Source organism: Flavobacterium taihuense (genome assembly GCF_019351435.1).
GTDB lineage: Bacteria > Bacteroidota > Bacteroidia > Flavobacteriales > Flavobacteriaceae > Flavobacterium > Flavobacterium taihuense.
The window spans coordinates 16,739-41,073 of sequence record NZ_JAHWYN010000004.1 but is presented as its reverse complement, the minus strand read 5'-3'; the positions used below and the strand labels follow the sequence as shown (position 1 = coordinate 41,073).

Annotated in this window: 18 protein-coding genes; 3 read left to right on the top strand and 15 right to left on the bottom strand. The window is 33.6% G+C overall.

Annotated elements, in window-relative coordinates; translation table 11 throughout:
• Positions 1 to 109: 109 nt before the first annotated feature.
• Positions 110 to 982 carry an AraC family transcriptional regulator gene (locus KZH69_RS05545; RefSeq protein ID WP_219316457.1) on the bottom strand — a complete coding sequence of 291 codons (873 nt, stop codon included), beginning with the start codon at positions 980 to 982 and terminating at the stop codon, positions 110 to 112.
• 185 nt (positions 983 to 1,167) lie between these two features.
• On the opposite strand from KZH69_RS05545, the gene KZH69_RS05540 reads away from it, so the two are divergent.
• Positions 1,168 to 1,569 carry a T9SS type A sorting domain-containing protein gene (locus KZH69_RS05540; protein ID WP_219316456.1) on the top strand — a complete coding sequence of 134 codons (402 nt, stop codon included), beginning with the start codon at positions 1,168 to 1,170 and terminating at the stop codon, positions 1,567 to 1,569.
• Between the two features lie 106 nt (positions 1,570 to 1,675).
• Here the strand turns inward: KZH69_RS05540 and KZH69_RS05535 are convergent, their stop codons facing one another.
• Positions 1,676 to 2,881, bottom strand: a complete 1,206-nt coding sequence (locus tag KZH69_RS05535) for an alpha/beta hydrolase (RefSeq protein WP_219316455.1) — start codon at positions 2,879 to 2,881, stop codon at positions 1,676 to 1,678.
• A 91-nt stretch (positions 2,882 to 2,972) separates the two neighbouring features.
• Complete coding sequence (locus KZH69_RS05530) at positions 2,973 to 6,425, bottom strand: methylmalonyl-CoA mutase family protein (protein WP_219316454.1); 3,453 nt, start codon at positions 6,423 to 6,425, stop codon at positions 2,973 to 2,975.
• A 317-nt stretch (positions 6,426 to 6,742) separates the two neighbouring features.
• Between KZH69_RS05530 and purU the strand changes: the two genes are divergently transcribed.
• On the top strand, positions 6,743 to 7,597 hold the full coding sequence (purU, locus tag KZH69_RS05525; protein WP_111409366.1) for a formyltetrahydrofolate deformylase: 855 nt from the start codon (positions 6,743 to 6,745) through the stop codon (positions 7,595 to 7,597).
• A gap of 91 nt (positions 7,598 to 7,688) precedes the next feature.
• Here the strand turns inward: purU and KZH69_RS05520 are convergent, their stop codons facing one another.
• Both KZH69_RS05520 and KZH69_RS05515 read right to left on the bottom strand, forming a co-directional pair.
• Complete coding sequence (locus KZH69_RS05520) at positions 7,689 to 8,732, bottom strand: methyltransferase (RefSeq protein ID WP_219316453.1); 1,044 nt, start codon at positions 8,730 to 8,732, stop codon at positions 7,689 to 7,691.
• Positions 8,733 to 8,773: 41 nt separating this feature from the next.
• Positions 8,774 to 9,430, bottom strand: a complete 657-nt coding sequence (locus KZH69_RS05515; protein WP_219316452.1) for a VOC family protein — start codon at positions 9,428 to 9,430, stop codon at positions 8,774 to 8,776.
• A gap of 185 nt (positions 9,431 to 9,615) precedes the next feature.
• On the opposite strand from KZH69_RS05515, the gene KZH69_RS05510 reads away from it, so the two are divergent.
• Positions 9,616 to 10,338, top strand: a complete 723-nt coding sequence (locus KZH69_RS05510) for a DUF4197 domain-containing protein (RefSeq protein ID WP_219316451.1) — start codon at positions 9,616 to 9,618, stop codon at positions 10,336 to 10,338.
• 411 nt (positions 10,339 to 10,749) lie between these two features.
• Here KZH69_RS05510 and KZH69_RS05505 read toward each other — a convergent pair whose 3' ends face one another.
• From KZH69_RS05505 to KZH69_RS05460, 10 genes are all read right to left on the bottom strand, one after another.
• On the bottom strand, positions 10,750 to 11,541 hold the full coding sequence (locus KZH69_RS05505) for a TerC family protein (RefSeq protein ID WP_219316450.1): 792 nt from the start codon (positions 11,539 to 11,541) through the stop codon (positions 10,750 to 10,752).
• 233 nt (positions 11,542 to 11,774) lie between these two features.
• Complete coding sequence (locus KZH69_RS05500; RefSeq protein WP_219316449.1) at positions 11,775 to 12,854, bottom strand: cyanophycinase; 1,080 nt, start codon at positions 12,852 to 12,854, stop codon at positions 11,775 to 11,777.
• Positions 12,855 to 12,865: 11 nt separating this feature from the next.
• Positions 12,866 to 14,254, bottom strand: coding sequence for a YfcC family protein (locus KZH69_RS05495; RefSeq protein ID WP_219316448.1), 1,389 nt, complete (start codon positions 14,252 to 14,254; stop codon positions 12,866 to 12,868).
• Positions 14,255 to 14,257: 3 nt separating this feature from the next.
• Positions 14,258 to 15,151, bottom strand: a complete 894-nt coding sequence (locus KZH69_RS05490) for a cyanophycinase (protein ID WP_219316447.1) — start codon at positions 15,149 to 15,151, stop codon at positions 14,258 to 14,260.
• A 90-nt stretch (positions 15,152 to 15,241) separates the two neighbouring features.
• Entirely contained in the window at positions 15,242 to 16,192 is a 951-nt protein-coding gene (locus tag KZH69_RS05485; protein ID WP_219316446.1) for an isoaspartyl peptidase/L-asparaginase family protein, read from the bottom strand.
• 84 nt (positions 16,193 to 16,276) lie between these two features.
• Positions 16,277 to 17,626: a RagB/SusD family nutrient uptake outer membrane protein gene (locus KZH69_RS05480; protein ID WP_219316445.1), complete on the bottom strand. Its 1,350-nt coding sequence runs from the start codon at positions 17,624 to 17,626 to the stop codon at positions 16,277 to 16,279.
• 11 nt (positions 17,627 to 17,637) lie between these two features.
• Positions 17,638 to 18,117: a hypothetical protein gene (locus tag KZH69_RS05475; RefSeq protein ID WP_219316444.1), complete on the bottom strand. Its 480-nt coding sequence runs from the start codon at positions 18,115 to 18,117 to the stop codon at positions 17,638 to 17,640.
• Positions 18,114 to 20,633: a SusC/RagA family TonB-linked outer membrane protein gene (locus KZH69_RS05470; protein WP_219316443.1), complete on the bottom strand. Its 2,520-nt coding sequence runs from the start codon at positions 20,631 to 20,633 to the stop codon at positions 18,114 to 18,116. Before KZH69_RS05470 ends, KZH69_RS05475 begins: the two co-directional genes overlap by 4 nt.
• Positions 20,634 to 21,022: 389 nt before the next feature.
• Positions 21,023 to 22,789: a GEVED domain-containing protein gene (locus KZH69_RS05465; RefSeq protein ID WP_219316442.1), complete on the bottom strand. Its 1,767-nt coding sequence runs from the start codon at positions 22,787 to 22,789 to the stop codon at positions 21,023 to 21,025.
• A gap of 658 nt (positions 22,790 to 23,447) precedes the next feature.
• Positions 23,448 to 24,233 carry an alpha/beta fold hydrolase gene (locus tag KZH69_RS05460; RefSeq protein WP_219316441.1) on the bottom strand — a complete coding sequence of 262 codons (786 nt, stop codon included), beginning with the start codon at positions 24,231 to 24,233 and terminating at the stop codon, positions 23,448 to 23,450.
• Positions 24,234 to 24,335 lie beyond the last annotated feature (102 nt).

Genomic DNA, 24,335 nt, shown 5'->3' with positions numbered 1-24,335 from the left:
TAAATACAGAAAACGATAACTAATTGATTCCAATACAAAAAAACAATCCTTTTATTTACAGCTGCTTACTTTAAAATTGATTTGTTTTTGTAATATCAAAATGAACAAATTACTCCATAAAAGACTTTAATTCCTGCCTGTATTGTGAAGCGCTTTTTCCGGTAAACGCTTTAAATGTTTTATTAAAATGACTAAAATTATTAAAACCGCTTTCATAACAGATTTCGGTAATGCTTTTGGTATTCTCCGACAAGAGTTTTGAAGCGTGAACCAAACGATAATCATTTACAAAAGTGGTAAATGTTTTATTGGTTATTTTTTTGAAATACCTACAAAATGAAGGTGTTGTCATGCTCACCATACTCGAAACAGTATCAAGTTGAATAGGCTCCTGAAAATGGTCTTTTACATAATTGAAGACTACATTGATTCTGTCATTATCCTGAACTTGTAATTCCAATGAAAAACCATCGGCATTCAAAATAGTATATTCATTATTGGTTTCCAAAGTATTCAGAATACTAATCATGCTCAATAACCGGTCAAAAGTAGATTGATTTTCCATCTCTTCTATTTTACAAGCAATTATCTTCTTGGTTTCAGAACCAAAAGCAATTCCTCCTTTTGCTTTATGCAAAAGGTGCTGAATATTTTTTAACTCCGGAATTTCCAGAAAATCATTACCCAAAAAATCCGGTCGCATCTGGATCACCGTTTCATTTTTGTTACCTGTTTCCTCGTTTGTAAATCCACAATGAGGCAAATTACTTCCTATAAGAACTAAATCACCATCTGAATAATAGGATATATGACTTCCTATTTGTCTTTTACCAGAACCTCCATTGACAAAAACTAATTCAATTTCGGGATGATAATGCCAAAGATCCGATTTACAATTGGCATTCTCAACATACCTGGAAAACGAGAAAGAGCTACCAAAAGTTGGAGTAATAATTTCGAGCGTAGGATTCATTTTTTTCATTAGACCCATTTTAAAAACTACTCAAATTTACCAAAAAACAATTCTATATTACCAAAATTTAACATACATCGTTTTCGTTAAGACAAAATAACATACAAACTGGAAAATTCAGTTGTGTTATCAATTGAACTATAGCTATACTTTAGCAACAGAAATTTTAATTATTAAATTTAAAAACAAAATATATGAAAACGATCTTAAAACTTAGTCTAGTAGTATTAGTAGCGATGTCTTCAGTAAGCACTTACGCAATCAATGGTGATTTTTTACTAAATGTATCAAAAGGAAATGGCAAACAAATTAGTTTTTCAGTAAATGAAATTAAAAAAGCGAATGTAACTATCACGGACAAATTCCATAATGTGATCTATTCTGAAGTGGCATCTGGGAAAGAAGGGATTTCAAAAACATACAGCCTTGAAGAATTCCCTGATGGTGTTTACTTTTTGGAAGTAGAAACGAATTCAAAAAAAGTTACTCACCAAATTATTATTGCAAATGAAGTTTCAACATTATCTAGAAAATCAATTGCTGAAGTACAAAAAACGGATCTAAAAATGAAAGATCAAAATATCGTTACTAACTAATTAAGGTATTTTCAACTTACTAATTCAAGAAAATTAATAGTTATTAGAAAGCAGCTTCATAAAGGAGCTGCTTTTTTGTCTTGTACTGACTTGACTTATAAAACTATTACATTTTACCATAGACTTGAATCACTTTTTCCAATTCTTTACAATAAAGTAATTTGTCATTTTGAAAATTTCTTTTACTTTCTTGTGCTGTTTCATAAACCAATGCTTTGGTCATAAATTGTATTCTATCAACCATATTTTTAATTGCAATATCTTTGCTTTTTGCCTTTCTGTCTTCGAGTTTTTTTAATTCTGTTTTCCAGAATTTAAAATTACCCTCGCTTTTGGCAACTTTCAATTCTTTTTCAAATTGATCTAAAATTAAATTGTTCATTTCATTTTCCAAAACTGATATTTCATCTCTTTTTGTAATTTGAACATTATATCCCTTAGATTTTTTTATTGCCTCAATAGTCGTTTTTATTTTTCCCTCTTTATTGTCATAAATAGCATTGCATCTATCATACTCCGCAATTGCCGCAATCATTTCATTCTTTCCTTTTAAGCTATCGGCTATTTTCAAATTCTCATCATAGATTTTTTTAATAGTGGTTGCGTTGGATTTTCTAATGCTATTTTTAAAAGCTTGTATTTCCAACCAATCAAAAGCACGAAGCATTTCTTTTTGTGATGGCCAAGTATGACCTTGATGACTAACAAACAAAGTGTTTTTTACCATCATTTTATTCAACCATTCTTCATTTTGGATCATTTCTTGATAATTCATATCGGTATCTCCTACCATTCCCACGTATGAAAAACTAGCATCTTGCAAAGCGAACTTATCTATCGCATTAAAAGAAGCTCCACAAGCAATTACGCCCTGAAAAGCAACCGAAGAAACAGCCATACTGCCCGCTAATCTTGCTCCTCCTGAAAAGCCAGAAATATAAAGCTCCGAAGGATTTAAATTATATTCCGTTGACACACTTTCAAACAGACGATTTGCGATTTCTAAATTCACATCAGTTGGTCCATTTTTTGAATTATTAGAACATACCAAAATATATTTATAGGTTTCAGCAGCCAAAACAAAAGGCTCAATTCCCACTTTCCCTTTTCCTCCGGGATCAAAAATAAATACAATCGCAGAAGGCACCTCTCTCTTATATTGCTTTGGCAAATAAACGGCATAAGATTCATTATCAGTATTTGCTATTTTAACCGAATCAACAATCACTCCTTTTGGCAGTGACTGTTTTTCTTGAGAATAACTATAAATACTAATGAGAAGTATAAAAAGGTAACAAAAGGTATTTTTCATAACACTAATTTATAAAAATAAAATAAATAAAAAGACCCTTTATTTAAAGGGTCTTTCTACTAATTTGTAATCAAAAACAGAACTGCTTTCTTTACATATTTCTTCTATACTGACCTCCCACTTCAAACAAAGCTTCGGTGATTTGTCCCAACGAACAAACTTTTGTCGCTTCCATCAAATGTCCAAATAGGTTTTCACCTTTGATAGCAGCTTCTTGTAGTGTATTCAAATGTTCTTTAACCAGAACCTCATGACACTGATGTAAATTATCCAACATCGTAATTTGATATTGTTTTTCTTCTTCAGTGGCACGAATTACTTCGGCCGGAATTACCGTTGGAGAACCTTTGGAACTCAAGAATGTATTTACCCCTACAATTGGGAATTCTCCTGTATGTTTCAAGGTTTCATAATACAAACTTTCTTCTTGAATTTTAGAACGTTGATACATCGTTTCCATAGCTCCAAGCACACCTCCACGTTCTGTGATTCGGTCAAATTCCTGTAAAACGGCAGCTTCAACCAAGTCTGTTAATTCTTCAATGATGAATGAACCTTGAATAGGGTTTTCATTTTTGGCCAGACCTAATTCTTTATTGATAATCAACTGAATTGCCATTGCTCTACGAACAGATTCTTCCGTAGGAGTTGTAATCGCTTCATCATAAGCATTGGTATGCAAGGAATTACAGTTATCATAAATCGCATACAAAGCTTGCAAAGTCGTACGAATATCATTAAAATCAATTTCCTGTGCGTGCAATGAACGTCCCGAAGTTTGAATATGGTATTTCAACATTTGAGCTCTTTCATTGGCTCCGTATTTAATTTTCATGGCTTTCGCCCAAATTTTACGTGCGACACGACCAATTACAGCATATTCTGGATCGACACCATTCGAGAAAAAGAACGATAAATTTGGTCCAAAATCGTTGATGTCCATTCCACGGCTCAAATAATATTCCACGTAAGTAAAACCGTTTGAAAGCGTAAAAGCCAATTGCGTAATCGGATTAGCCCCAGCCTCTGCAATGTGGTATCCCGAAATAGAAACGGAATAAAAATTTCTAACGTTCTTTGCAATAAAATATTCCTGAACGTCACCCATCAATCGCAACGCAAATTCAGTCGAAAAAATGCAGGTATTTTGGGCTTGATCTTCCTTTAGGATATCAGCTTGAACTGTTCCGCGAACTTGCGCAAGTGTTTTTTCTTTAATTTCATTATACACTTCCAAAGGCAATACCTGATCTCCAGTTACTCCCAAAAGGAATAATCCCAAACCATTATTTCCTTCGGGTAAATCGCCTTGATAATGTGGGCGTTCTACTCCTTTTTGTTTGTAGATTTCGTTAATCTTATCGGCAACTTCGGCTTCAAGATTATTTTCTTTTATATAAATTTCGCATTGCTGATCGATAGCGGCATTCATAAAGAACCCAAGCAGCATAGGTGCTGGCCCATTAATAGTCATACTCACCGATGTCATGGCATGCACCAAATCAAAACCGGAGTATAATTTTTTGGCATCATCCAAACAACAGATAGAAACCCCGGCATTTCCAATTTTTCCATAAATATCAGGACGAATGTGCGGATCATTTCCGTATAAAGTCACACTATCAAAAGCAGTAGAAAGCCTTTTGGCTGGCAGTCCGGCACTCACATAATGAAAACGTTTGTTGGTTCTCTCTGGTCCACCTTCACCTGCAAACATACGTGACGGATCTTCGCCCTCTCTTTTAAACGGATACAATCCTGCGGTAAAAGGAAATTCACCAGGAACATTCTCCTGCAAACACCAACGCAAAATATCACCCCAAGCTTGGTACTTTGGTAATGCTATTTTTGGAATTTGCGAGTGCGAAAGGGACTCTGTATGCGTAGCCATTTTTATTTCTTTATGACGTACTTTAAAAGTATACACAGGATCTTTGTATTTATTGACTTTCTCATCCCAAGTCAGAATCATTTTCCAATTGTGCGGATCTAAATCCATTTTTACTTTATCAAATTGATTCAGTAAAAGATTTAAAAAGATTTTATTCTCTGCTCCACCCGGTTTTTCGGATTCTAAAGCGTTCGGCAATACTGATTCTTCATCAATTCCAGCTTTATTGATTACGGGAATTTTTCCGGAAACACTTTCTATGGTTTTGAATATACCGTATAATTTTTGGGCCACTTGTTCTTGGCTCAACGCCTTAGTATCATATTTTCTGTTACTTTCGGCAATCTCTGACAAATAACGCGTTCTGTGTGGTGGAATAACATAAATCTTCTCGCTCATTTCACGGGTGATTTGGAAAGTCGATTTCAAATCAGAATCGGTTTTCTCCACGATTTTATCCATTATGGATTTGTACAACGTATTCATCCCTGGATCATTGAACTGAGAAGCAATTGTTCCATAAACTGGCATTTCATCAGGGTTTACCTCCCACAAATTATGATTGCGTTGGTATTGTTTTTTTACGTCGCGAATAGCATCCAAAGCACCGCGTTTGTCAAATTTGTTTAAGGCTACCAAATCAGCAAAATCAAGCATATCGATTTTTTCCAACTGGGTTGCAGCACCAAATTCAGGTGTCATTACATATAAAGAAACATCGGAGTGATCCATAATCTCCGTATCGGATTGACCAATACCTGAAGTCTCAAGGATGATGATATCATATTTTGCAGCTTTTAAAACCTGAATGGCTTCGGCTACGTATTTTGAAAGTGCTAAATTGGATTGGCGGGTTGCCAACGAACGCATATAAACTCTGGAGTTGTTGATTGCATTCATACGAATTCTATCTCCAAGTAATGCTCCACCCGTTTTTCTTTTCGAAGGATCGACAGAAATTAATCCGATAGTTTTTTCAGGAAAATCGATTAAAAAACGACGTACTAATTCATCTACCAATGATGATTTTCCTGCACCACCTGTTCCTGTGATTCCAAGTACCGGAATCTTGGAAGTTTCATTTTTGGAATGAATTTTATCAAAAAACGGTTTTGCTATTTCCGGAAAATTCTCGGCAGCCGAAATTAAACGAGCAATAGCAGTAGGTGTTTTATTTTCTATTAAATCCAGTTCATTCGTTAACTTATCTCCGATAGGAAAATCAGATTGCTGCACCAAATCATTGATCATTCCTTGCAATCCCATCGCACGTCCATCATCTGGCGCATAAATTCTGGTGATTCCGTAAGCTTGCAATTCGGCTATTTCCGAGGGCAGGATTACTCCTCCACCTCCACCGAAAATCTTGATATGACCCGCTCCTTTTTCTTGAAGCAAATCATACATATATTTAAAGTACTCGTTATGTCCGCCTTGATAGGAAGTCATAGCAATGGCATTGGCGTCTTCTTGAATGGCGGTATTGACCACTTCCTCTACACTTCTATCATGTCCCAAATGAATTACCTCAACTCCTGTGGACTGAATAATCCTTCTCATTATGTTAATCGCTGCATCGTGACCATCAAAAAGTGATGCGGCAGTTACAATTCTTACTTTATTAACAGGGACATACGGTTTTACTAATTCCATTTTATGAATATGATAATTTAAGGGTGCAATTTACATAAATTTTAAAATAAAAATCATTAAAAATAACACAAAACACAAAATATGATAACATTGTTTTTTATTAAGAAAACGAGCTTAGTTTTCGGAAAAAATTGGTATTTTCGAGGTCTAGCCCCGATGGAAACGAAAAGCCCGGAATGGATGTAACTCGTTTTCCTTGCTCCAAAAAAGCGACTGAAAGAAGCTCTTTTTGGAGCTTAGAAAAACAGTTTTATCAATGAGGACTTGCAGTGTACAGCGGGATTAGCTCCTAATTATTTTTAGAAAATTTTAAACAAATGCAAAAAATTACCATACTTATCCATTGCGAAGACAAAAAGGCTATTATTGCCTCGGTAACGAATTATATTGCTTCGATTGATGGAAATATCACTTATCTGGACCAGCATGTTGATGCCGACGAAAATGTGTTTTTTATGCGACTGGAATGCGAGTTCAGTAAAGACACTTGGAATATTGAAGCTATAAAAAGTCACTTTCAAACCAATCTGGCTACTCCATTTAACATGACTTGGGATATGTATCCTCAGAATGAAAAACCAAAAATGGCTTTGTTTATTTCAAAATATGACCACTGCCTATATGACCTTCTGGGTCGTTTTTGTGCGGGTGAACTGCCACTTCAAATTCCGCTAATCATCAGCAATCACGAAGATTTAAAACCGGTTGCCGAGCGATTTAACATTCCGTTCTTCCATGTTCCTTTTACGAAAGACAACAAGGAAGAAGGTGAAAAGGCACAAATTGAATTATTAAAAAAATTTGATATTGATTTTATTGTTTTGGCTCGTTATATGCAAATTATCACTCCAAATTTGATTGCGCTTTACAAAAACAAAATTATTAATATTCACCATTCCTTTTTACCGGCATTTCCAGGGGCCAAACCTTATCATTCTGCTTTCAAGCGTGGGGTAAAAATTATTGGTGCCACAAGCCATTATGTCACAGCGGAACTGGATGAAGGACCAATTATTGAGCAGGATATTTCGAGAGTTTCCCACAGCCATTCAATAGAGGATTTTATCATGAAAGGACGTGATTTGGAGCGAATGGTACTTGCTAGAGCAGTAACATTACATGCCGAGCGAAAAACAATGGTCTATAATAACAAAACGGTTGTATTCTCTTAGGAAATAGAAACGTTTTTTTAAATCTACAAAATCTGCGTGCTAATTTTTTACGCAGATTTTTTCAGATCCAGCAGATTTTTTTACTCTTAAATTACTTATAAGCTATCGCCGCACTTGCAGGCCCTGTCAAAGGAACAATTGATGTCGATTTGAAACCCACACTTTTTGTCCATTTATTAAAACTGGCAAAAGTATAATCAAAACCGGTTCCGGTTTCAATAAGCATGTTTAAACTCATCATCATTCCGAAAACATTTTTGGATCGCTCATCATCGATAATATTCTCTATGGCTACAAATGTACCGCCTTCGGGAAGGGCATCATATGCTTTTTGAAGAAGCAATAATTTCTTAGGTTCATCCCAGTCGTGCAGTATATTCCCCATGACGATAACATCAGCTTTTGGAAATGGATCGGCAAAAAAATCACCACTTGCGGTTGTAACTCTATCCGAAAAAGATGTCTTTGCAATTTTTTCTTTTGCAATAGGCTCCACAACCGGAAGATCAAAACTGGTACACTTCATATGAGGCTGGTGCTTAGCAATTGTAGTAGACAATACTGCACCGCATCCGCCAACATCGGTCAAAGTTTTGTATTTTGAAAAATCAAACTGCTGGGCAAATGCATTAAAATTTCTTATCTGAATGCTACCCATCGCATTGATAAACTCCAATAATCTTTCAGGCGATTTATAGAGTTCATTAAATAAATTATCATCTCCTGTCTTAATTTCATTTTGTGGCAAACCAGTAAGCAAACCTTCCTCTAAGTTTCCCCAAAATTGGTACAAACGATTATTCAGCATATCGAGCATTCCACCAATATAGGCTGGTTTGTTTATAACCAGAAAAGCATCCGTATTGGTGCTATTGGAATAAATTGCTGACTCCAAAAGCCCTTCCCTATTTAAAAATCCTAATCCCGCTAAGGCATCCAAAAAATCAAACAAATGAATATCAGTACACTTCAGATTCAGCATCGTCTTTATTTCCTGAGCCGACATTGATTCCTTTTCAGCAAGCTTTGTAAATAATTGAAATTTTACTGCTGCCAACAATAATTTTGAGGTCCAAAACCCAGATCCGATTTGCATAATACCTCCCGGTGATGGCTGATAGTCTTGATTTTCCATTTTTTCCTAAATTGATTTTACATTCCTTAATTTGACTTTATTTATTTTGAGACTTCCAATACTCTGGTTTCTCCTTCATGATTAAAAACTACTTTTGTCCAAAATGATTTTGATTTCTTATATGTTGGATACCAATCCCTATTTTCTTCCACAAGGATAAAAAGTCCCGTTACGGTACCCAAAACAATAAATTTGGGTAATTTGGGTTGCTTTGAATAAGGCGTTAATCCATATTTCTCAAATAGTTCATCGCATTGTGCAGTTACATTTTTGGAAACCAATCCAATCTCACTAACCGACAGAATAGATTTGCCATCAAACGATTTCTCAGAAGCGTTATCCAAATCGTTTCTCGCAATGAACTCCAGAATATTTCCGTTATTGTCGTAAAAATAAAAGGACTTGGCATTCCAGTTGTAGAAATCGGCAATTTTATCGGGCGGAATTACATACATGATTGCGGTTTTGCTTTCTATCCAAGAAAAAGCTTCCAATAGCTTATTATTGGGTACATCAAAAGCAAAATGATAAACTGGTTTTACATTTTTGGAAGAATGAAAAGTCAGTTTTGTAGCCCCTGCACGGAATGAAACACTGGAATTATCTCTATATAAAGTTTCCAATCCCAAAACTTGGTTATAAAAAGCTTCCGTTTTTGAAACATCATCCGACAGTAATTCCAATTCCAATATTTTCATTTTTAAAAATTGCAATTTTATTAATTAAAAACACATAAACATCTTAATTTCAATATATTACAAATATAATAAATAAACTCAACCGATTATTATAAACGAAGTCAATCATTTTTTAGCATTTCATTGGGAAATTGCTCTTCATTAGTAAATATTGTTTGTCTACTTTTGAAAAAAATAAAAATAAAATGAAAAAAGCCTTAGTCCTACTCTTTATTTTACCTGCAATAAGTAATGCTCAATTCAAAGACATTTTTGCAAAAGCAACCGAAAAAATCAATGCTGTCACAAAATCGAATAACAACTTAGACATTGCCGCAGGACTAAAAGAAGCATTGAACAAAGGCGTTACCGAACAAGTATCTAAACTAACAGCGACTGATGGTTTTTATAAAAATGAGGCCGTGAAGATTCTAATGCCGGACGAATTAGCCAAATTGGACAAAACCCTTAGAAAAATGGGGATGTCAAAATTAGCAGATGAAGGCATTTTAGCCTTAAACAGAGCCGCCGAAGATGCCGTAAAAGAAGCAACACCAATATTTGTATCGGCAATCAAAAACATAACTATAACCGATGCCAAAAGCATTTTACTTGGTAAAGACAATGCTGCAACTGTTTATTTACAAACGGCAACTACTACTCCGCTTTATGCCAAATTTAATCCTGTCGTTCAAAAATCAATCGGTAAAGTAGGTGCAGATGTAGTTTGGACAGCCATAATAAAACAGTACAATACAATCCCTTTCGTATCCAAAGTAAATCCAGACATTACAGATTATGTGACCAATAAAGCCCTTGATGGTGTGTTTAAAATGATAACCGTAGAAGAAAAAAACATCAGAACCAATATCAATGCCAGAACATCAGATGTTTTAAAGAAAGTATTTGCACTGCAAGACAAAAAGTAAGCCGAAATTTCAATTTAACTCTTTCAGAAATAAAACAGCATTGATTTTCAATTAGTTAAATTTACAAAAACTCAGAATTTTAATATGTTAAAATCAACTTGCAAAACTTAACTTTTTTCGAATAAGTAATAACAATTCCTTAACAACAAAAATTAAACATTATGCTGATCTTTGCAATGTAATAAACTGGTTATTTATTACTTTGGTTTTGGTTAGTTATAAAATTGCCTGTATCGTCATGATACAGGCATTTTTTGTTTAGATAAATAACACTAATTCAAAAGATAAATCTAAACGATTAAATGTCTTAAAAACAAATTAGTCTAAACTTTCAGGAAACCGATATTATATTACATTTCGCAAAAAAATTAAAATCTGATTTCTCTATACATCTTTATATTCAGACAATTTCTAAGAATTTAATTTCTTTTGAGGAAAACTAAAAAATAGTGAAGTTAAAATCGGGACAAAGAAAATAGCAACTGTTAAAACAGAGATGCCAATATCAGCAGTATGACTTCCTAAAAATACACTTATTACACTTTCCGGATAAAAATGTTCCCATAAAGAAAAAGTTAATTTGAGTCCTAATAATGCAATTACAACAAATGCTGCCGTTTCAAGAAAGCTATATTTCCCCATAAGTGTAACAAACCATTGTGCAATGAATCGCATGGCTAAAATCCCGATAAATACGCCTATGCAGACTAAAATTATGTTTGGGGTAAATGCAACTGCTGCAAATACATTATCTATAGAAAAGGCCATGTCCATTAATTCGATTAAAACTACGGTAGCCCAAAACGTTCCCAGAGAACCAACTGTTACTCTATAGAGCCAATTACTGCTTTTATCTAATGTATCGTTATCAAAATCTTCAGCATGTTTGCTTTTCCAATAATCATAAGCCAGATAAAGTAAATAAATTCCACCAATAGGTTTTAGCCACCATATTTTAATTAAAAATGCTGCAAAAAGCATTGCTATTCCTCTAAAAAAGTAGGCTCCAAATATTCCGTATTTTAAAGCTTTATCCCGTTGTTCACTTGGTAAATCCATGACCATTGTTGCTAATATTGCTGCATTATCTACAGAAAGCAAGCTTTCAATAATAATTAAATTTCCAATTATTGCTAATGAGGCTCCTGGATGATTAATAATATCCTGCCAAAGAATACCCCATTGCTCTAAAATTATTTCCATTGTAAATTTGTTAAATATTTGATTATTAATAATTATAAAAAAAATCCATTCTACTTCCTCTCAATCAATTATCCTTCTAATCTGAGAAAAAACCAATTAAAAATATCTCCAATAATAAACGGATATTTCTTTTAGAATAGCTAAGACATCTTAAAGGTTAACACTTAAAAAATAAAAAAATGATCTTTAGCGTCCACAAATCAGATAATTTATAGAGAAGTTTATTATACATATCAAAGAGCAATTCGCTCTGCTAATGTGCCATTTTCTATATACCAGTTTTTCCAAATTCCTCCATTCCCTTCCGTCCAATTGTTTAGATTAAAAGTGTTTTTACCGTCATTAGTTCCTTTAACTTCATACACAGTAATAGCTTTTTTATTGAGATTCCATTCTAAAGCTTTGTTAGGACTACACAATTCAGGTTTATTATTTGGAATATCTGTGTTTGGTTTTATAAAATAGGCTACATCCTCTTTTGCGGGATAGCTTCCAAATATTCTTGCAATTCCTTTTTCATCAATACAAACAGATGTATATTCATCACAGGCAATCCCTTTGGCTGAGATACCATAGTCCGTTATAATACGCGCTATAAATGCTATATGTCGGCCTTTTCTATCAGGATTATCATAATGAGTATCTGTTATCACATTCTTTAAAATAGAATTATCAAGAAAAGATTCATTAGAAACCGTTAGTTTTGAATCAAAAGGATTCTGTAATGCTTCTGAAGATGTTATTGTTCCCTCTTGAGCAGAAAAATAAAAACCTCCTTGAATTGCCATTCCTGCACTTGTGCCTCCAATAACAATGTTATTTTGTGCAATTGCATCGTTTATAGCTTTTGAAACCGGACTATTTCTCCAATAGGAAATGTAGTCCCATTGGTCACCACCAGCAAACCAAATGGCTTCAGCATTTTTTATTTTAACAAGAATCTCACTATCTGAACTGGCGGCACTATTTTTAAAAAGAATAGTTTCAACAGAATTTGCTTTTACTCCTAATGAAGAATACAAATAAGAATTATAGCCATCAGTACCCGAAGTTCTTAGAACTAAAACATCACCTCCATTTGCTCTTTTTAGGAACCATTTCATCGCTTCATCATTCTCTGTAGCACCTCCCATCAAACAAATTCCACCAAGTGCCTTGTTTTTACTGTCGGTTTTATTTCCAGCAAAATAAGACGTGTAGTTTTTAACTCTAGGCACGACTGCTTCAGGCAGCGTTGACTCAGGCTCTTTTGAATCGTTGTCTGAAGCGCATGAACATAATGCCAGCAAACTAATACATATAATTGTTTTCATCTTTTTTGTTTTTACCATTTAAATAAGAATAAGGGAGGAAGTAACAACAACATCGACGCTATTAAAAACACTAACATTCTTGGTAACATCCATTTAAACCATTTACTATATGGTATTTTGGCGAGTGTAAGAGCCCCCATCGTAACGCCACTTGTTGGAATTATGAGATTGGTAAGACCATCCCCTAGCTGAAAAGTTAATACTGCCATCTGTCTGCTGATACCTGACACATCGCAAATTGGGATAATGATAGGCATCGTTAAAGACGCTTGTCCAGAACCTGACGGAATAAAAAAGTTCAAAAAGGATTGAAAAAAGAAGATACATACAGCAGAAATTACTGGTGCCGTATTTTGGGTAATGGTTACAATTGAATTTAGAATTGTATCTATTATTTTCCCGTCTTGTGAAATAATTAAAAGTCCCTTTGCCAAACCAATTACCAAAGCGGCTGTCATCATATCCTTGGCTCCATCCACAAAAGCATCTACAGCCTTAGATATAGGCATTCTATAAATAATGGAAACAAAAATAGCCAATGCTAAAAATAAACCCGCAATTTCATTAATGTACCAAGCGTAATTGCTTACTCCATAAATAAGGATAACAATAGAAGCCAAAAGAGCCACCAAAACGAGCTTTCTAGAACTATTTAAATCAAAATCTGAAGTATCAATATTACTTTTTTCATTCTCATTGTTAATACCAAACAATAAGCTTTTCTTGGGATTTTTTTCGATTTTCGATGCATACTGAGTTATTACTGCACAAGCAATACTGGTCAAAACAAACCATACAAAAATTCGGTATTCCATTCCGCTAAAAATTGGAATTTGTGCAATACCTTGTGCAATACCGATAGTAAAAGGATTACTGAATGCGCCACCAAAACCAACGCCTGTACCCACAATTGGTATTGCCGCGCCAACTATTGCATCATATCCCATTGCTTTTGCCATAGGAACAGTAATCAAAATGAAGATTAAAATTTCTTCACTCATACCAAAAGTAGCTCCTGCAAATGAAAATAATATTATTAAAAAAGGAAGAACTAAAATTTTGTATTTGGGCCTTTTTTGACTGTATTGAATTACATTAAATAAACCAGCATTTATCGCTCCGGTAGTGTTTATAATAGCGAAAGCACCTCCAACCAAAAAAACAAAAGCAATAATTTGTGCTGCCGAAATAAATCCTTTGATGGGAGCAACTAAAAATGCTTCGATACCCTGAGGAATCGCTTCTACATGCTTATAAGAGCCTGCGATAATTTTTTCGGTATTGTTAACAATAGATCTGTCAAATTCTCCCGCTGGAATTATCCATGTTAAGCCAATAAATAGAACAGTTATAGCCAAAATTATAGTGATTGTGTCTGGGAATTTTTCTAATATTTTCATCTTTTATATTTTAAATTTTTCTCCCGAAAGAAGGATTTCTAACTTGATATTTTTACCGCCTAATAATCCACTTTTTGTGTGAATACTTTTCTTTTCACTGTTCTGAATTAAAATTACCTGCGAATCGCCACAAACCGTTGCAGAGTCGCCATCTACTATAATAGCAGTAGATTCATCAATTCCAATTGCTATTTGATCTGGATTTTCCAGCGCTACAGCTAATAAACGATTCATCCTCATCCGACGAATAAAATGCTGATCAACAATAGCGTTTGGGAGTAAACCCAATCCTGTTTTTATCTCAAAGTTTTGAGCTTCAATGGCACGAAAATCTCCTGTATATTTTGGATGTTTCAGTTCATTTCCCGATATCATTTTTTGGCTCATCACAGCTGCGCCAGCACTTGTTCCTGCAATGGTTGTTCCATTTTGATAAGCGGTAGAAATAGCATCATAAGCTGAAGTATTCAAAACAGATTTCATAAACAAGTTCTGATCACCACCCGTAATATAAATTAAACTTGCGGTTTTAAGAGAATCGATTTGCCCCTTTGTTTGATTCTTTGGATTAAGATTAAAAGATTTTATCTTCTCTGGACGAACACCTAACGAAATAAACTGCTTTGCAGTATAATAAACCGCCGAATCAGGTTCTTCACTAGCCATTGGAAGGATTATCATGAATTTTTCTTGTTCGAGTTTGCTTAAAGTGATCAATTCCGAAATCAAAGCATCTGACTTTTTTCCCCCTCCAATAATAAATAATTTCCCGAGAGCTTTATTTTTAGATTGCTTCTCTAATTCAGAAATAGGTTGTTTTTTACCAGATTCGCTCTTAGACTGGCAAGAAATTTGAAAAAGCGAAAACGCTAAAATAAAAATTGGAATATTTTTCATATCTATACTTTTTTTTGGACTATGGAAATACATAGCCGCTATTGATGTTTACAACCAAATCACGGCCATGCTCATTTTGATTGATAAATATTATATTTCTTCGTTATCCCAAATATAGATTTTCTTCTCATTTGTTTTCTCACTAACATATCCACGATACATTCCTTGAGAATTAAAGGAAAAGTTCACATTTCCTTCGTTATCAATTGCAATTAATCCGCCTTCGCCTCCCAATTGAGTTAAATGTTCCTTAATTGTTATTTCTGTTGCCTGCTCTAGTGTTTTGTGTCCATATTCCATTAAATTAGAGACCATCGAAGCAACCGTTGCCCTAATAAAATATTCACCAACACCAGTACAAGATACTCCACATGTTTTATTGTTAGCGTATGTGCCCGCACCAATAATAGCTGTATCACCAATACGTCCATCTAATTTATTTGTCATTCCACCTGTAGAAGTTGCTGCAGCAATGTTTCCTTGCTTATCAATAGCAACGGCTCCAACAGTTCCCATTTTTAGATTCGTGTGATCTAAATAGGTCCCTGTTTCTGAAATTTTTTGAGCTTCAATAAGTTGTTCTTTTCTAAAATTAGTATCAAAATAAGTGTTTTCAACCATTTCGTGATTGGTTTCTTCCGCTAATTTATCTGCACCTTTACCCGAAAGTAATACTATATTTTCGTCTGCTAATAGACTTTTTGCAAATAAAACAGGATTTTTAATTCTCTTGCTATTAGCAACTGCTCCTGCCTTAAAAGTAGCACCGTCCATTATGGATGCTTCAAGTAAATGTTTGCCAGTTCTAGTATAAACAGCTCCTTTTCCAGCATTAAAATGAATACTATTTTCTAATACTACTACGGCAGCTGCAACTGCATCTATGGCGCTTCCCCCTTTTACTAAAATTTCTTCACCTGAATTCAAGGCAAGCATTAAATCAGCATTTATTAATTTTTTATCGGCTTCCGAAAGATTTTCGGGAGTTATTACGCCTGCACCTCCATGAATACATAATGCGAATGGTGTATGTTTTGTCATTTTTTTTTTTTTGAAAGAAAGAAGGAACTAATCGGAATCCATTTAATCAAATAAATTCCGAATTAGTAACTTCTTTTGAGATTTTTAATAGCCTGGGTTTTGTTCTAAAACACCTTTGGCAACAGTAATTTCATTTTGAGGTATAGGATAAACCGTTCTAAAAGCAGGAATATTCAATTCTGATGTTGCTCTTCCTAAACGAACAAGACTAAACCATTTATGCCCTTCAAAACCTAATTCTCTTCCATTTTCATCAAGTAAAATGGTGATAAAAGCATCTAGGTTTGGAACATCTGTAATAGTGTATGGTTTTGAAGGTAAAGCTCTTTTACGAATCACATTCAAATCTGCTAAAGCTAATGTTAAATCATTTGGCGTTTTCTTAGCCAAAGCTTCTGCTCTAATTAGATATATTTCAGATAGCTTGATAATAATAGAATTTCCGTCAATTACATTTTTATTTGTACCGTACTTGTCAACATAAACTACTTTGCCATCATCATAATAACGGTAGCTTCTTGGATCATTATCATCATCCATTGGTGCGAAAAAATTACTATAATCGGCAGAAACTTCAGGCGGAGATACTGATATTAATCCAGTTAAACTATTTCCATCAGTACCTAAAAATTGTAATTCAAAAATAGCTTCGTTTGAACCTTCCACATCATAAATATCATTGTATTTGGTATTCAATTTATAAGTGGTATTTGCAATCACTTTACTTGAATAAATAATTGCATTGTCATAGTCCCCTTTATACAAATACACCCTAGCAAGTAGTGCTTCAGCAGCAGCTTTTGTGATTCCAAATCGATTAGTATCATACTTCAATAATCCTATGGCATCATTCAAATCGGTAATAATTTGTTGGTACGATTGTGCTACAGTTGATCTTGAAATTCCTAAAGCTGATTTTGCATCCACATAACTAGTAGAAAGAGGGATACCGTATTTTGAGTTAAGGTCTGCAAATTGTCCAAACTGTCTCAATGCATCAAAATGTCCTAATGCTCTACAAAAAAGCGCTGTCCCTTTTGAATTATCATCCACAAGCTGTAATTCATTCATTTTTGATAAAATCAAATTACTAGCGTTTACCAAGTTATACACATCCACCCAGTTGTTTTGAATATAGGCGTTAGATGGCGGTACAATAGCTTTATCCAGCTGTGCAAAACGCTCTTGAAAACCAGTAGCATCAGCGATACCCCCTGTTAAATCTTGAGCCAATATAAATTCGCCTCCATAATACGTTCCACTTTGCATTATATCGTATAATCCAACTGCAGCAGATTTTAATGAAATGGCATCTGTTATGGCATTTTCTACTGGAACTTCGGAATCCAATTTCGTTTCTAATACGTCATCACAACCTAAAAAAGTAAAGGCAAGTAACAGATATAAACATGCATATATATTTATTTTTTTCATGATTTTAAATTTTAAAATGTTGTACTTAATCCTATTGTAAACGTTCTTGCCTGACCTAAAGTTCCAAAATCTTCTCCTTGCAAAACATTCAAATCTTCTTGAGAAGAAGTATTTGTAGATACCTCTGGATCAAAGCCTAAATAATCAGTTAGTGTAAATAAATTTTGTGCTTGAACGTATAAAGACAAATTATTTAAACCAATTGTATTGATTAAGTTAGAAGGGAATTTATATGCAAGACTTAAAGTTTTTAATCGAATGTAATCTCCATCTTCTAAATACTGAGTACTAAAACGTTGCATTTGTCCAGCTTTTGTTGATGGTCTTGGCACATCAGTGATTTGACCTGGAGTTCTCCAGTAGTTATCATATACTCTTTCACTAATATTTGAATAAGGAATACCACTTTTTGTAAAACCATAATTATCATATACGTGTCTACTTTGGTTGAATATTTTATTTCCTCCAGAGAACAAAAAGTTAGCTGTCAATGTAAAGCGCTTATACTAAGGTTGTTAGTCCAACCTCCATAATAAGTTGGGATTGCACCTCCAACAATCTGTCTGTCAGAGAAATCAATAATTCCGTCTTTGTTTACATCATCAAACTTAGCATCTCCTGTTTGAGGATCTACACCCAAAAATTTAATTAGGTATAATGTGCTAACTGCTTCGCCTTCTTTTAGGATATGATTTCTTCCAATTTCTTCACCATCGTTGTTCAATTTTTTAATTTTATTATCCAACAAAGTAAGGTTTACTCCAGTATTCCATTTGAATTGTTCTCCGTCAATAACAGCTCCGTTAATTGCAAATTCAAATCCTTTATTTTCAATCGCGCCAACGTTTTGGAAAACGGAGTTAAAACCAGTCAAACCAGAAACTTTAGATTGCAACAACAAGTCGTCTGTTTGTTTGTCAAAATAATCAAATGTTAAATTAACTCTGTTTTTAAACAACCCCAAATCCAAACCAAGGTCCAATTGGGTCGTTGTTTCCCAACCCAAATCCGGGTTCCCCAAACGACTTGGTGCAATACCTGGAACACCATTATAATTAGCATTTAATGAATAAGTACCTCTCCAATTAGAACTAATTTCCTGATTTCCTGTAAGTCCGTAACTAGCACGGATTTTAAAATCAGAGATAGTTTTTATATTAAAAAATTCTTCTTTATTTACTCTCCATGCCAAGGAACCAGAAGGGAAATAACCATAACGATTATTCTCTCCAAAACGAGATGAACCATCAGCTCTTACTGTAAATGAAGCAATATATTTATCATTATAAACATAGTTTGCTCTTCCAAAGAAAGATTGTAATCCATATTGATTTTTACCCGAAGTACTAGAAGTAATAGTACTTGCTGCAGAAATACTAGCTGTAGAATTGGTTGCGTAACCCACACCCGATTGATCGGAAAATAAAGACTCATTTCCTTGTAATGTCCAACCTAAAATAGCTCCAAAATCGTGTTTTTCTCCAAATTTTTTGGTGTAGTTTAAAGTGTTTTCTACAAGCCAGTTTGTTTCTTCATAAGTGGCATAAATACCTTCTCCTGTTTTAGATTTATTTGTTCCAGAAGGCACATAAGAACTCTCAACTAAATTAGAATAGTCTAAAGACAAAGCAGTTTTGAATTTTAAATCTGGAATAATTTTCCATTCTAAATATGTAGAACCTTGAGCACGTGTAGATTGAGAAGTATTTTTGTATTCATTCGCAATTTGAACCGGGTTTTCTAATGGCCACCAAGTGTTATAACTAAAAGGATTGGTGTATTTTCCTTTGTCATCATATATTGGTTCTGTAGGATCCCAGCCTTGAGCATTAATTACAACACCATACTCATCATTTTCACCAATAGTTCTTTGGTGATTGCTTCGAGTAACAAACACAGTTGAACCCACTTTAAATTGATCACTTATAGTATGATCTATATTTAAACGACCACTCAATCTTCTAAAGCCTTGTCCAATTTGAATACCATCTTGATTAAAATAATTTCCACTTAGATAGTAACTTGTTTTTTCATTACCACCTTTCAAACTCAAATCTAGATTTTGAGCAACACCTAATCTAAAAATTTCATCATAAATATTCGTGTTTACCCCTTTTGAAGTATCAATCCAATCAAAATAATCTTTTCCTAAACCATCAAATTCGGCAGCAGTGTTGAAGAAGCTTTTAAATTTTTCACTATCAACCATTTTAGGATAATTTGTAATTTCAGAAATAGCTGTATAATAATTTACATCAACAGAACTTACACCTGTTTTGCCTCTTTTGGTCGTAATCAATATAACTCCATTTGCTCCTCTAGAACCATAAATAGCAGCAGCTGCAGCATCTTTTAGGACTGAAAATGATTCGATATCTGATGGATTCAAATCCGCCAAAGGGTTTGTTGGCTGAATATTAGCATTTAATGCAGAATTATTTCTGGATACCATTGGAACTCCATCAATAATATACAACGGTTGGCTACTTGCTGAGATAGAGGATACTCCTCGAATATTTACACTAACCGCACTACCTGGCGTAGCAGATGAAGAGCTGATATTTACCCCCGCGGTTTGTCCTTGTAATGAGTTTTCAAAACTTGAAGATGTTCCTTGAGGTAAATCTTTTGTTTTAATTGATGAAACACTTGAACTTATATCTTTCTTGGATACTGTCCCATAACCAATAACTACAACTTCTTTTAAGTCTTGGCCCGAGCTCATGTAAACATTGTAATTAGTGCTTCCATCTATTGCTACTTTTTTGTTTTGGTAACCAATATAAGAAAGCTCTATTGAGGCAACATTATCGGGTAATTCTAATTGAAATTTCCCGTCAAATCCTGATATAGTTCCTGTTTTTGAATTGGAAGAAACGATATTAACTCCTGCCATTGGCTGATTTGTTTGTTTATCTATAACAGTCCCTGTTATTTTTTTTTGTGCGTAGGTTGAAATACATGCCAACAACACAACAAACAGTATTAAATTACTATTGAATTTCATTTTTTTAATATTTTAAATTTAATAAAATTGATAATAGATACCCTAACTGCTCATCAAAACGAAAGTTTGGGTATTGAAATCTGTAAACCGTGAAGAACAAGTTTTCTAACAATTGAATATTGGTTGCAAGCCTTGTAGAGAAAAAGATTTGCAATCAATACATACGTGGAATAGATTGATAAGATTCATTTGGTTTTGGTTAGGGTAATAAAAAAAAAAGTATATATCAACTAAACTCAAGAAGAGTTTTTTTGAAGCCATATAAATCAACAATTGAAGATAGGTTGAAGACCTCTTAAAGTAAGAGATTTAGTTTTTATCATGGTATTTGTTTTTATTAAAATCAAAATGGATTACTTTAACTTTCAAGCTTTAAATTCCAAATGGCTTTATTTTGAAATTATTAGTTTCGAGATTACTTTATCCTCTCCTTTATCGATACTTATAATATATTGACCAGATTGCAATTCAGATAAATCAATCTCCACATTATTAATACCAGCAGAAACATTTGTAATTAAACTTTTTACTATTGAACCACCAAGATTATAAATTAAAATTTGTGCTTCTTGTTTTTGTTCTGATAGAAAGTTAATTCTAACTAAATCTTTAGCAGGATTTGGATACAAAGCAACCGTAGTATTATCATATTCTGCTTCTTTATTTTTAGATATTCTTGCAGTTCCACTAATAACATTTAATGTATAATCTTCTGTCTCACCATAATTATAAGTACCACAGGAGGAATTTATTGAATTATAACTTACTATAATTCGCATTCTAATATTTCCCACAGAAGCAGAAGTTCGAATGGTAATTTTTGGCGTTAAAGTTTGATTACTAAAAATAGAATATACTTCCTCACCAGAGTCTGTAAAAAGACCATTATTATTTAAATCTATAAATACTTTCCAATATAAATTTCTTGTTGCACTGAAGCCAGGAGTTAAAGTTAAAGTAGTTGCCACTCCTTTAGTTATATTACTAACCTGAGAAGAAAAGTCAGCATAACCTCCATTTGAATTGCTTAAATTGCTAATTGTACCAATTGCAACTTTCTTTATCCATTCCCTACTAGAATCACCTCCTTGTGAAGTACAATAAGAAACTGTTCCTCCTCCAGATGTTGAAGTTTCTGTTAACGTCCCATTTATTACTTTTATAACACCATAAACTGCTTTACTTCCATTTACTATTGACCAATTGTTCAAATCTATTGTCGTAGAACCCGAGGTATCACCTTCAATTTTAATAATTTTCACCCCTTTCCCACTATTGTTCCATGTTAATGGAGAACCAGAAGCTAATGTTTCAGGAGTAGAAGAGGTGTCAAATTGATAAAAGTAAGCGTAATTACCCGTTGCGGGTGCAAAAACTTTAGCAATGCCATTTTGGTCAATACAAACGGCTGTTTTTTCATAAACGCCAATACCTTTTGCATTTAATCCAGCACCTAAATCTTTCCACATTCTGGCAATAAAAGCAGTTTGTCTTCCCCTACGATCGGGGTTATTGTAATGTGTATCTGTAATGACATTTGATAAAATTGGATTGTTTATAAAATCATTAGCCCCGATAGTCATATCAGTGTTATACGGATTTGCTAATGCCTGAGCAGATGTAACACTAGAATTTGTAGCACTATAATAGTATTTGCCCTGTATGGCACATCCAGCGCTAGTACCACCAACAGGAACTTTTTTTGTATTTATCAAATAATTTATGGCATCTTCTACTGGTGTGTCTTTCCAATACGAAACATACGTGGATTGGTCTCCTCCTGTTATGAATAAAGCTTCAGCATTTCTAATTTTGGTTGCAATCTCAGCAATACTTGCTTTGGCTCTGGTATCAATCAGAATTGTTTCGACAGAATTTACTGTTCCCAAACCATAGATATAATCATTATAAGCCTGAGTTCCAGCAGAGCGAATAACTACAAAATCACCACCTCCAGATTTTTGTATCATCCATTTTATGGCGTCATCGTTATCTGTTCCGCCACCCATCAGGCAGGCACCACCTGTAGCAGTCGTTGTAACATCTGCAACACTTCCGGTAATCCAGCTTGTGTAGGTTTGTGAATATGCAGGGCTTATTGCTGAAATAAAAAGGAAAATAATGATTTGATTTATTTTTAAAATATTGTTTTTCATGATTTAAAATTTGCTAAATGTTAATAATCGGAAATTAACAATGCTAATCATCAGAAATTTTGTTTATTTAAATTTGGAATAACAATAATTATTTCCAAACAAATAGCTTTAAATTACTATTAAATCGCACTTTTTAATCTTTTAAAATGGAATATAAATAATCATAGTTGCCCAATAGAAAAACATTTAAGCACTACAATCGTTAAATCTGGAAGAGATTTTTTAACAATTAAATATTGGTTGCAATCCTTTTAGAGAAAAAGATTTACAATCAATACATACAAGTATTAATTTAATAAAATTCATGGTGTCTTGGTTAAGAAGAAAAAAACAATAACTAAATAGAAAGTAAAACTCAAGGGATAGAGTTTTTTGAACCAATTTAAAATCAGCAATTAAATACAGGCTGAAGTCCTCTTAAATAAAGAGATTTAGTATTTATAACTATATTTGTTTTTCTTAAAATCAAAATAAGGTGTTTTTATTTTTTGATAAAAGTATAAAAAAAAAAGTACCAACAAAATAAATTTATACTTTTTATTAGATTTTCTTTATAGGTTTTCTTTTAACACTTCATTTTACATAGAAAAATAACATTTTTTTTAAACAAACAAAAAAAGCATTATTGATTCTTTTTTTTTAAAAAACTCAATATGATTTACTGAGCAGTATGTATAAAAGATAAAACGGCGCTATTGAAAGCATTGGGCTGCTCCACATTAACCACATGTCCACAATTTTCAATTACGAATAACTTGGATGATTTATAATGGCTTTCGACAACTTTACGAACTGACGGCAAAAACATATAATCTTCTTCTCCCATAACATAAAGCGTAGGAATATTCAATTCGACCTGTCTGAACCACTTGAGCACCGGATTTATCTCGGCTGTTAATTTAAACCATTTGATAAATTCTTTTTGGTACAATTTCTTGGCTTCATTTATAAAAAGCGAACGAGATTGTTTGTGACTCTTCTTAGGCATGATCACAAAAGCAAAAAACTTATATAGAACCAAATAAGGCAATACGTATTTAAAAGTGTTTCCCAAACGCATTAATATCTGGGAACGGAAATTCATTTTTAAGATGGCTCCACCAAGAATCATACTTTGCACTCTATTGGGATACATTTCCGCCAATTGTCTAATGAGGATCGTTCCCAAAGAAATTCCAACAAAATGTGATTTTTCAATTTTAAGATGATCCAAAACCTCCAGTATATCATTGGCCAATGCCGAAAAAGTATATTTCTGTTTGAAAGCGGTTTTCAACGTCGTTTTAGATTCTCCGTGACCTCTCAAATCCAGCAACAAAATATTGTAGCTCTTTTTAAAATCCCTGATTTGTTTGAACCAAATAGACGAACTTCCTCCAGCACCATGCACAAATGTGACCCATTGCTTGCTGTTCTCGTTCTTATATATCGTATAATTAATCACTTAGCTTTTTTTTATTGGACAAATATAGTTGTTTTTCAGACTCCTATAAAACTTCTTAGCTTTTTAGCCGATTTAGATTGCTGGACTTTTTATATTTTTTTA

Coding starts and splice junctions, on each gene's coding strand:
- KZH69_RS05545 (WP_219316457.1), bottom strand. CDS start 982: ATGAAAAAAATGAATCCTACGCTCGAAATTATTACTCCAACTTTTGGT.
- KZH69_RS05540 (WP_219316456.1), top strand. CDS start 1,168: ATGAAAACGATCTTAAAACTTAGTCTAGTAGTATTAGTAGCGATGTCT.
- KZH69_RS05535 (WP_219316455.1), bottom strand. CDS start 2,881: ATGAAAAATACCTTTTGTTACCTTTTTATACTTCTCATTAGTATTTAT.
- KZH69_RS05530 (WP_219316454.1), bottom strand. CDS start 6,425: ATGGAATTAGTAAAACCGTATGTCCCTGTTAATAAAGTAAGAATTGTA.
- purU (WP_111409366.1), top strand. CDS start 6,743: ATGCAAAAAATTACCATACTTATCCATTGCGAAGACAAAAAGGCTATT.
- KZH69_RS05520 (WP_219316453.1), bottom strand. CDS start 8,732: ATGGAAAATCAAGACTATCAGCCATCACCGGGAGGTATTATGCAAATC.
- KZH69_RS05515 (WP_219316452.1), bottom strand. CDS start 9,430: ATGAAAATATTGGAATTGGAATTACTGTCGGATGATGTTTCAAAAACG.
- KZH69_RS05510 (WP_219316451.1), top strand. CDS start 9,616: ATGAAAAAAGCCTTAGTCCTACTCTTTATTTTACCTGCAATAAGTAAT.
- KZH69_RS05505 (WP_219316450.1), bottom strand. CDS start 11,541: ATGGAAATAATTTTAGAGCAATGGGGTATTCTTTGGCAGGATATTATT.
- KZH69_RS05500 (WP_219316449.1), bottom strand. CDS start 12,854: ATGAAAACAATTATATGTATTAGTTTGCTGGCATTATGTTCATGCGCT.
- KZH69_RS05495 (WP_219316448.1), bottom strand. CDS start 14,254: ATGAAAATATTAGAAAAATTCCCAGACACAATCACTATAATTTTGGCT.
- KZH69_RS05490 (WP_219316447.1), bottom strand. CDS start 15,151: ATGAAAAATATTCCAATTTTTATTTTAGCGTTTTCGCTTTTTCAAATT.
- KZH69_RS05485 (WP_219316446.1), bottom strand. CDS start 16,192: ATGACAAAACATACACCATTCGCATTATGTATTCATGGAGGTGCAGGC.
- KZH69_RS05480 (WP_219316445.1), bottom strand. CDS start 17,626: ATGAAAAAAATAAATATATATGCATGTTTATATCTGTTACTTGCCTTT.
- KZH69_RS05470 (WP_219316443.1), bottom strand. CDS start 20,633: ATGAAATTCAATAGTAATTTAATACTGTTTGTTGTGTTGTTGGCATGT.
- KZH69_RS05465 (WP_219316442.1), bottom strand. CDS start 22,789: ATGAAAAACAATATTTTAAAAATAAATCAAATCATTATTTTCCTTTTT.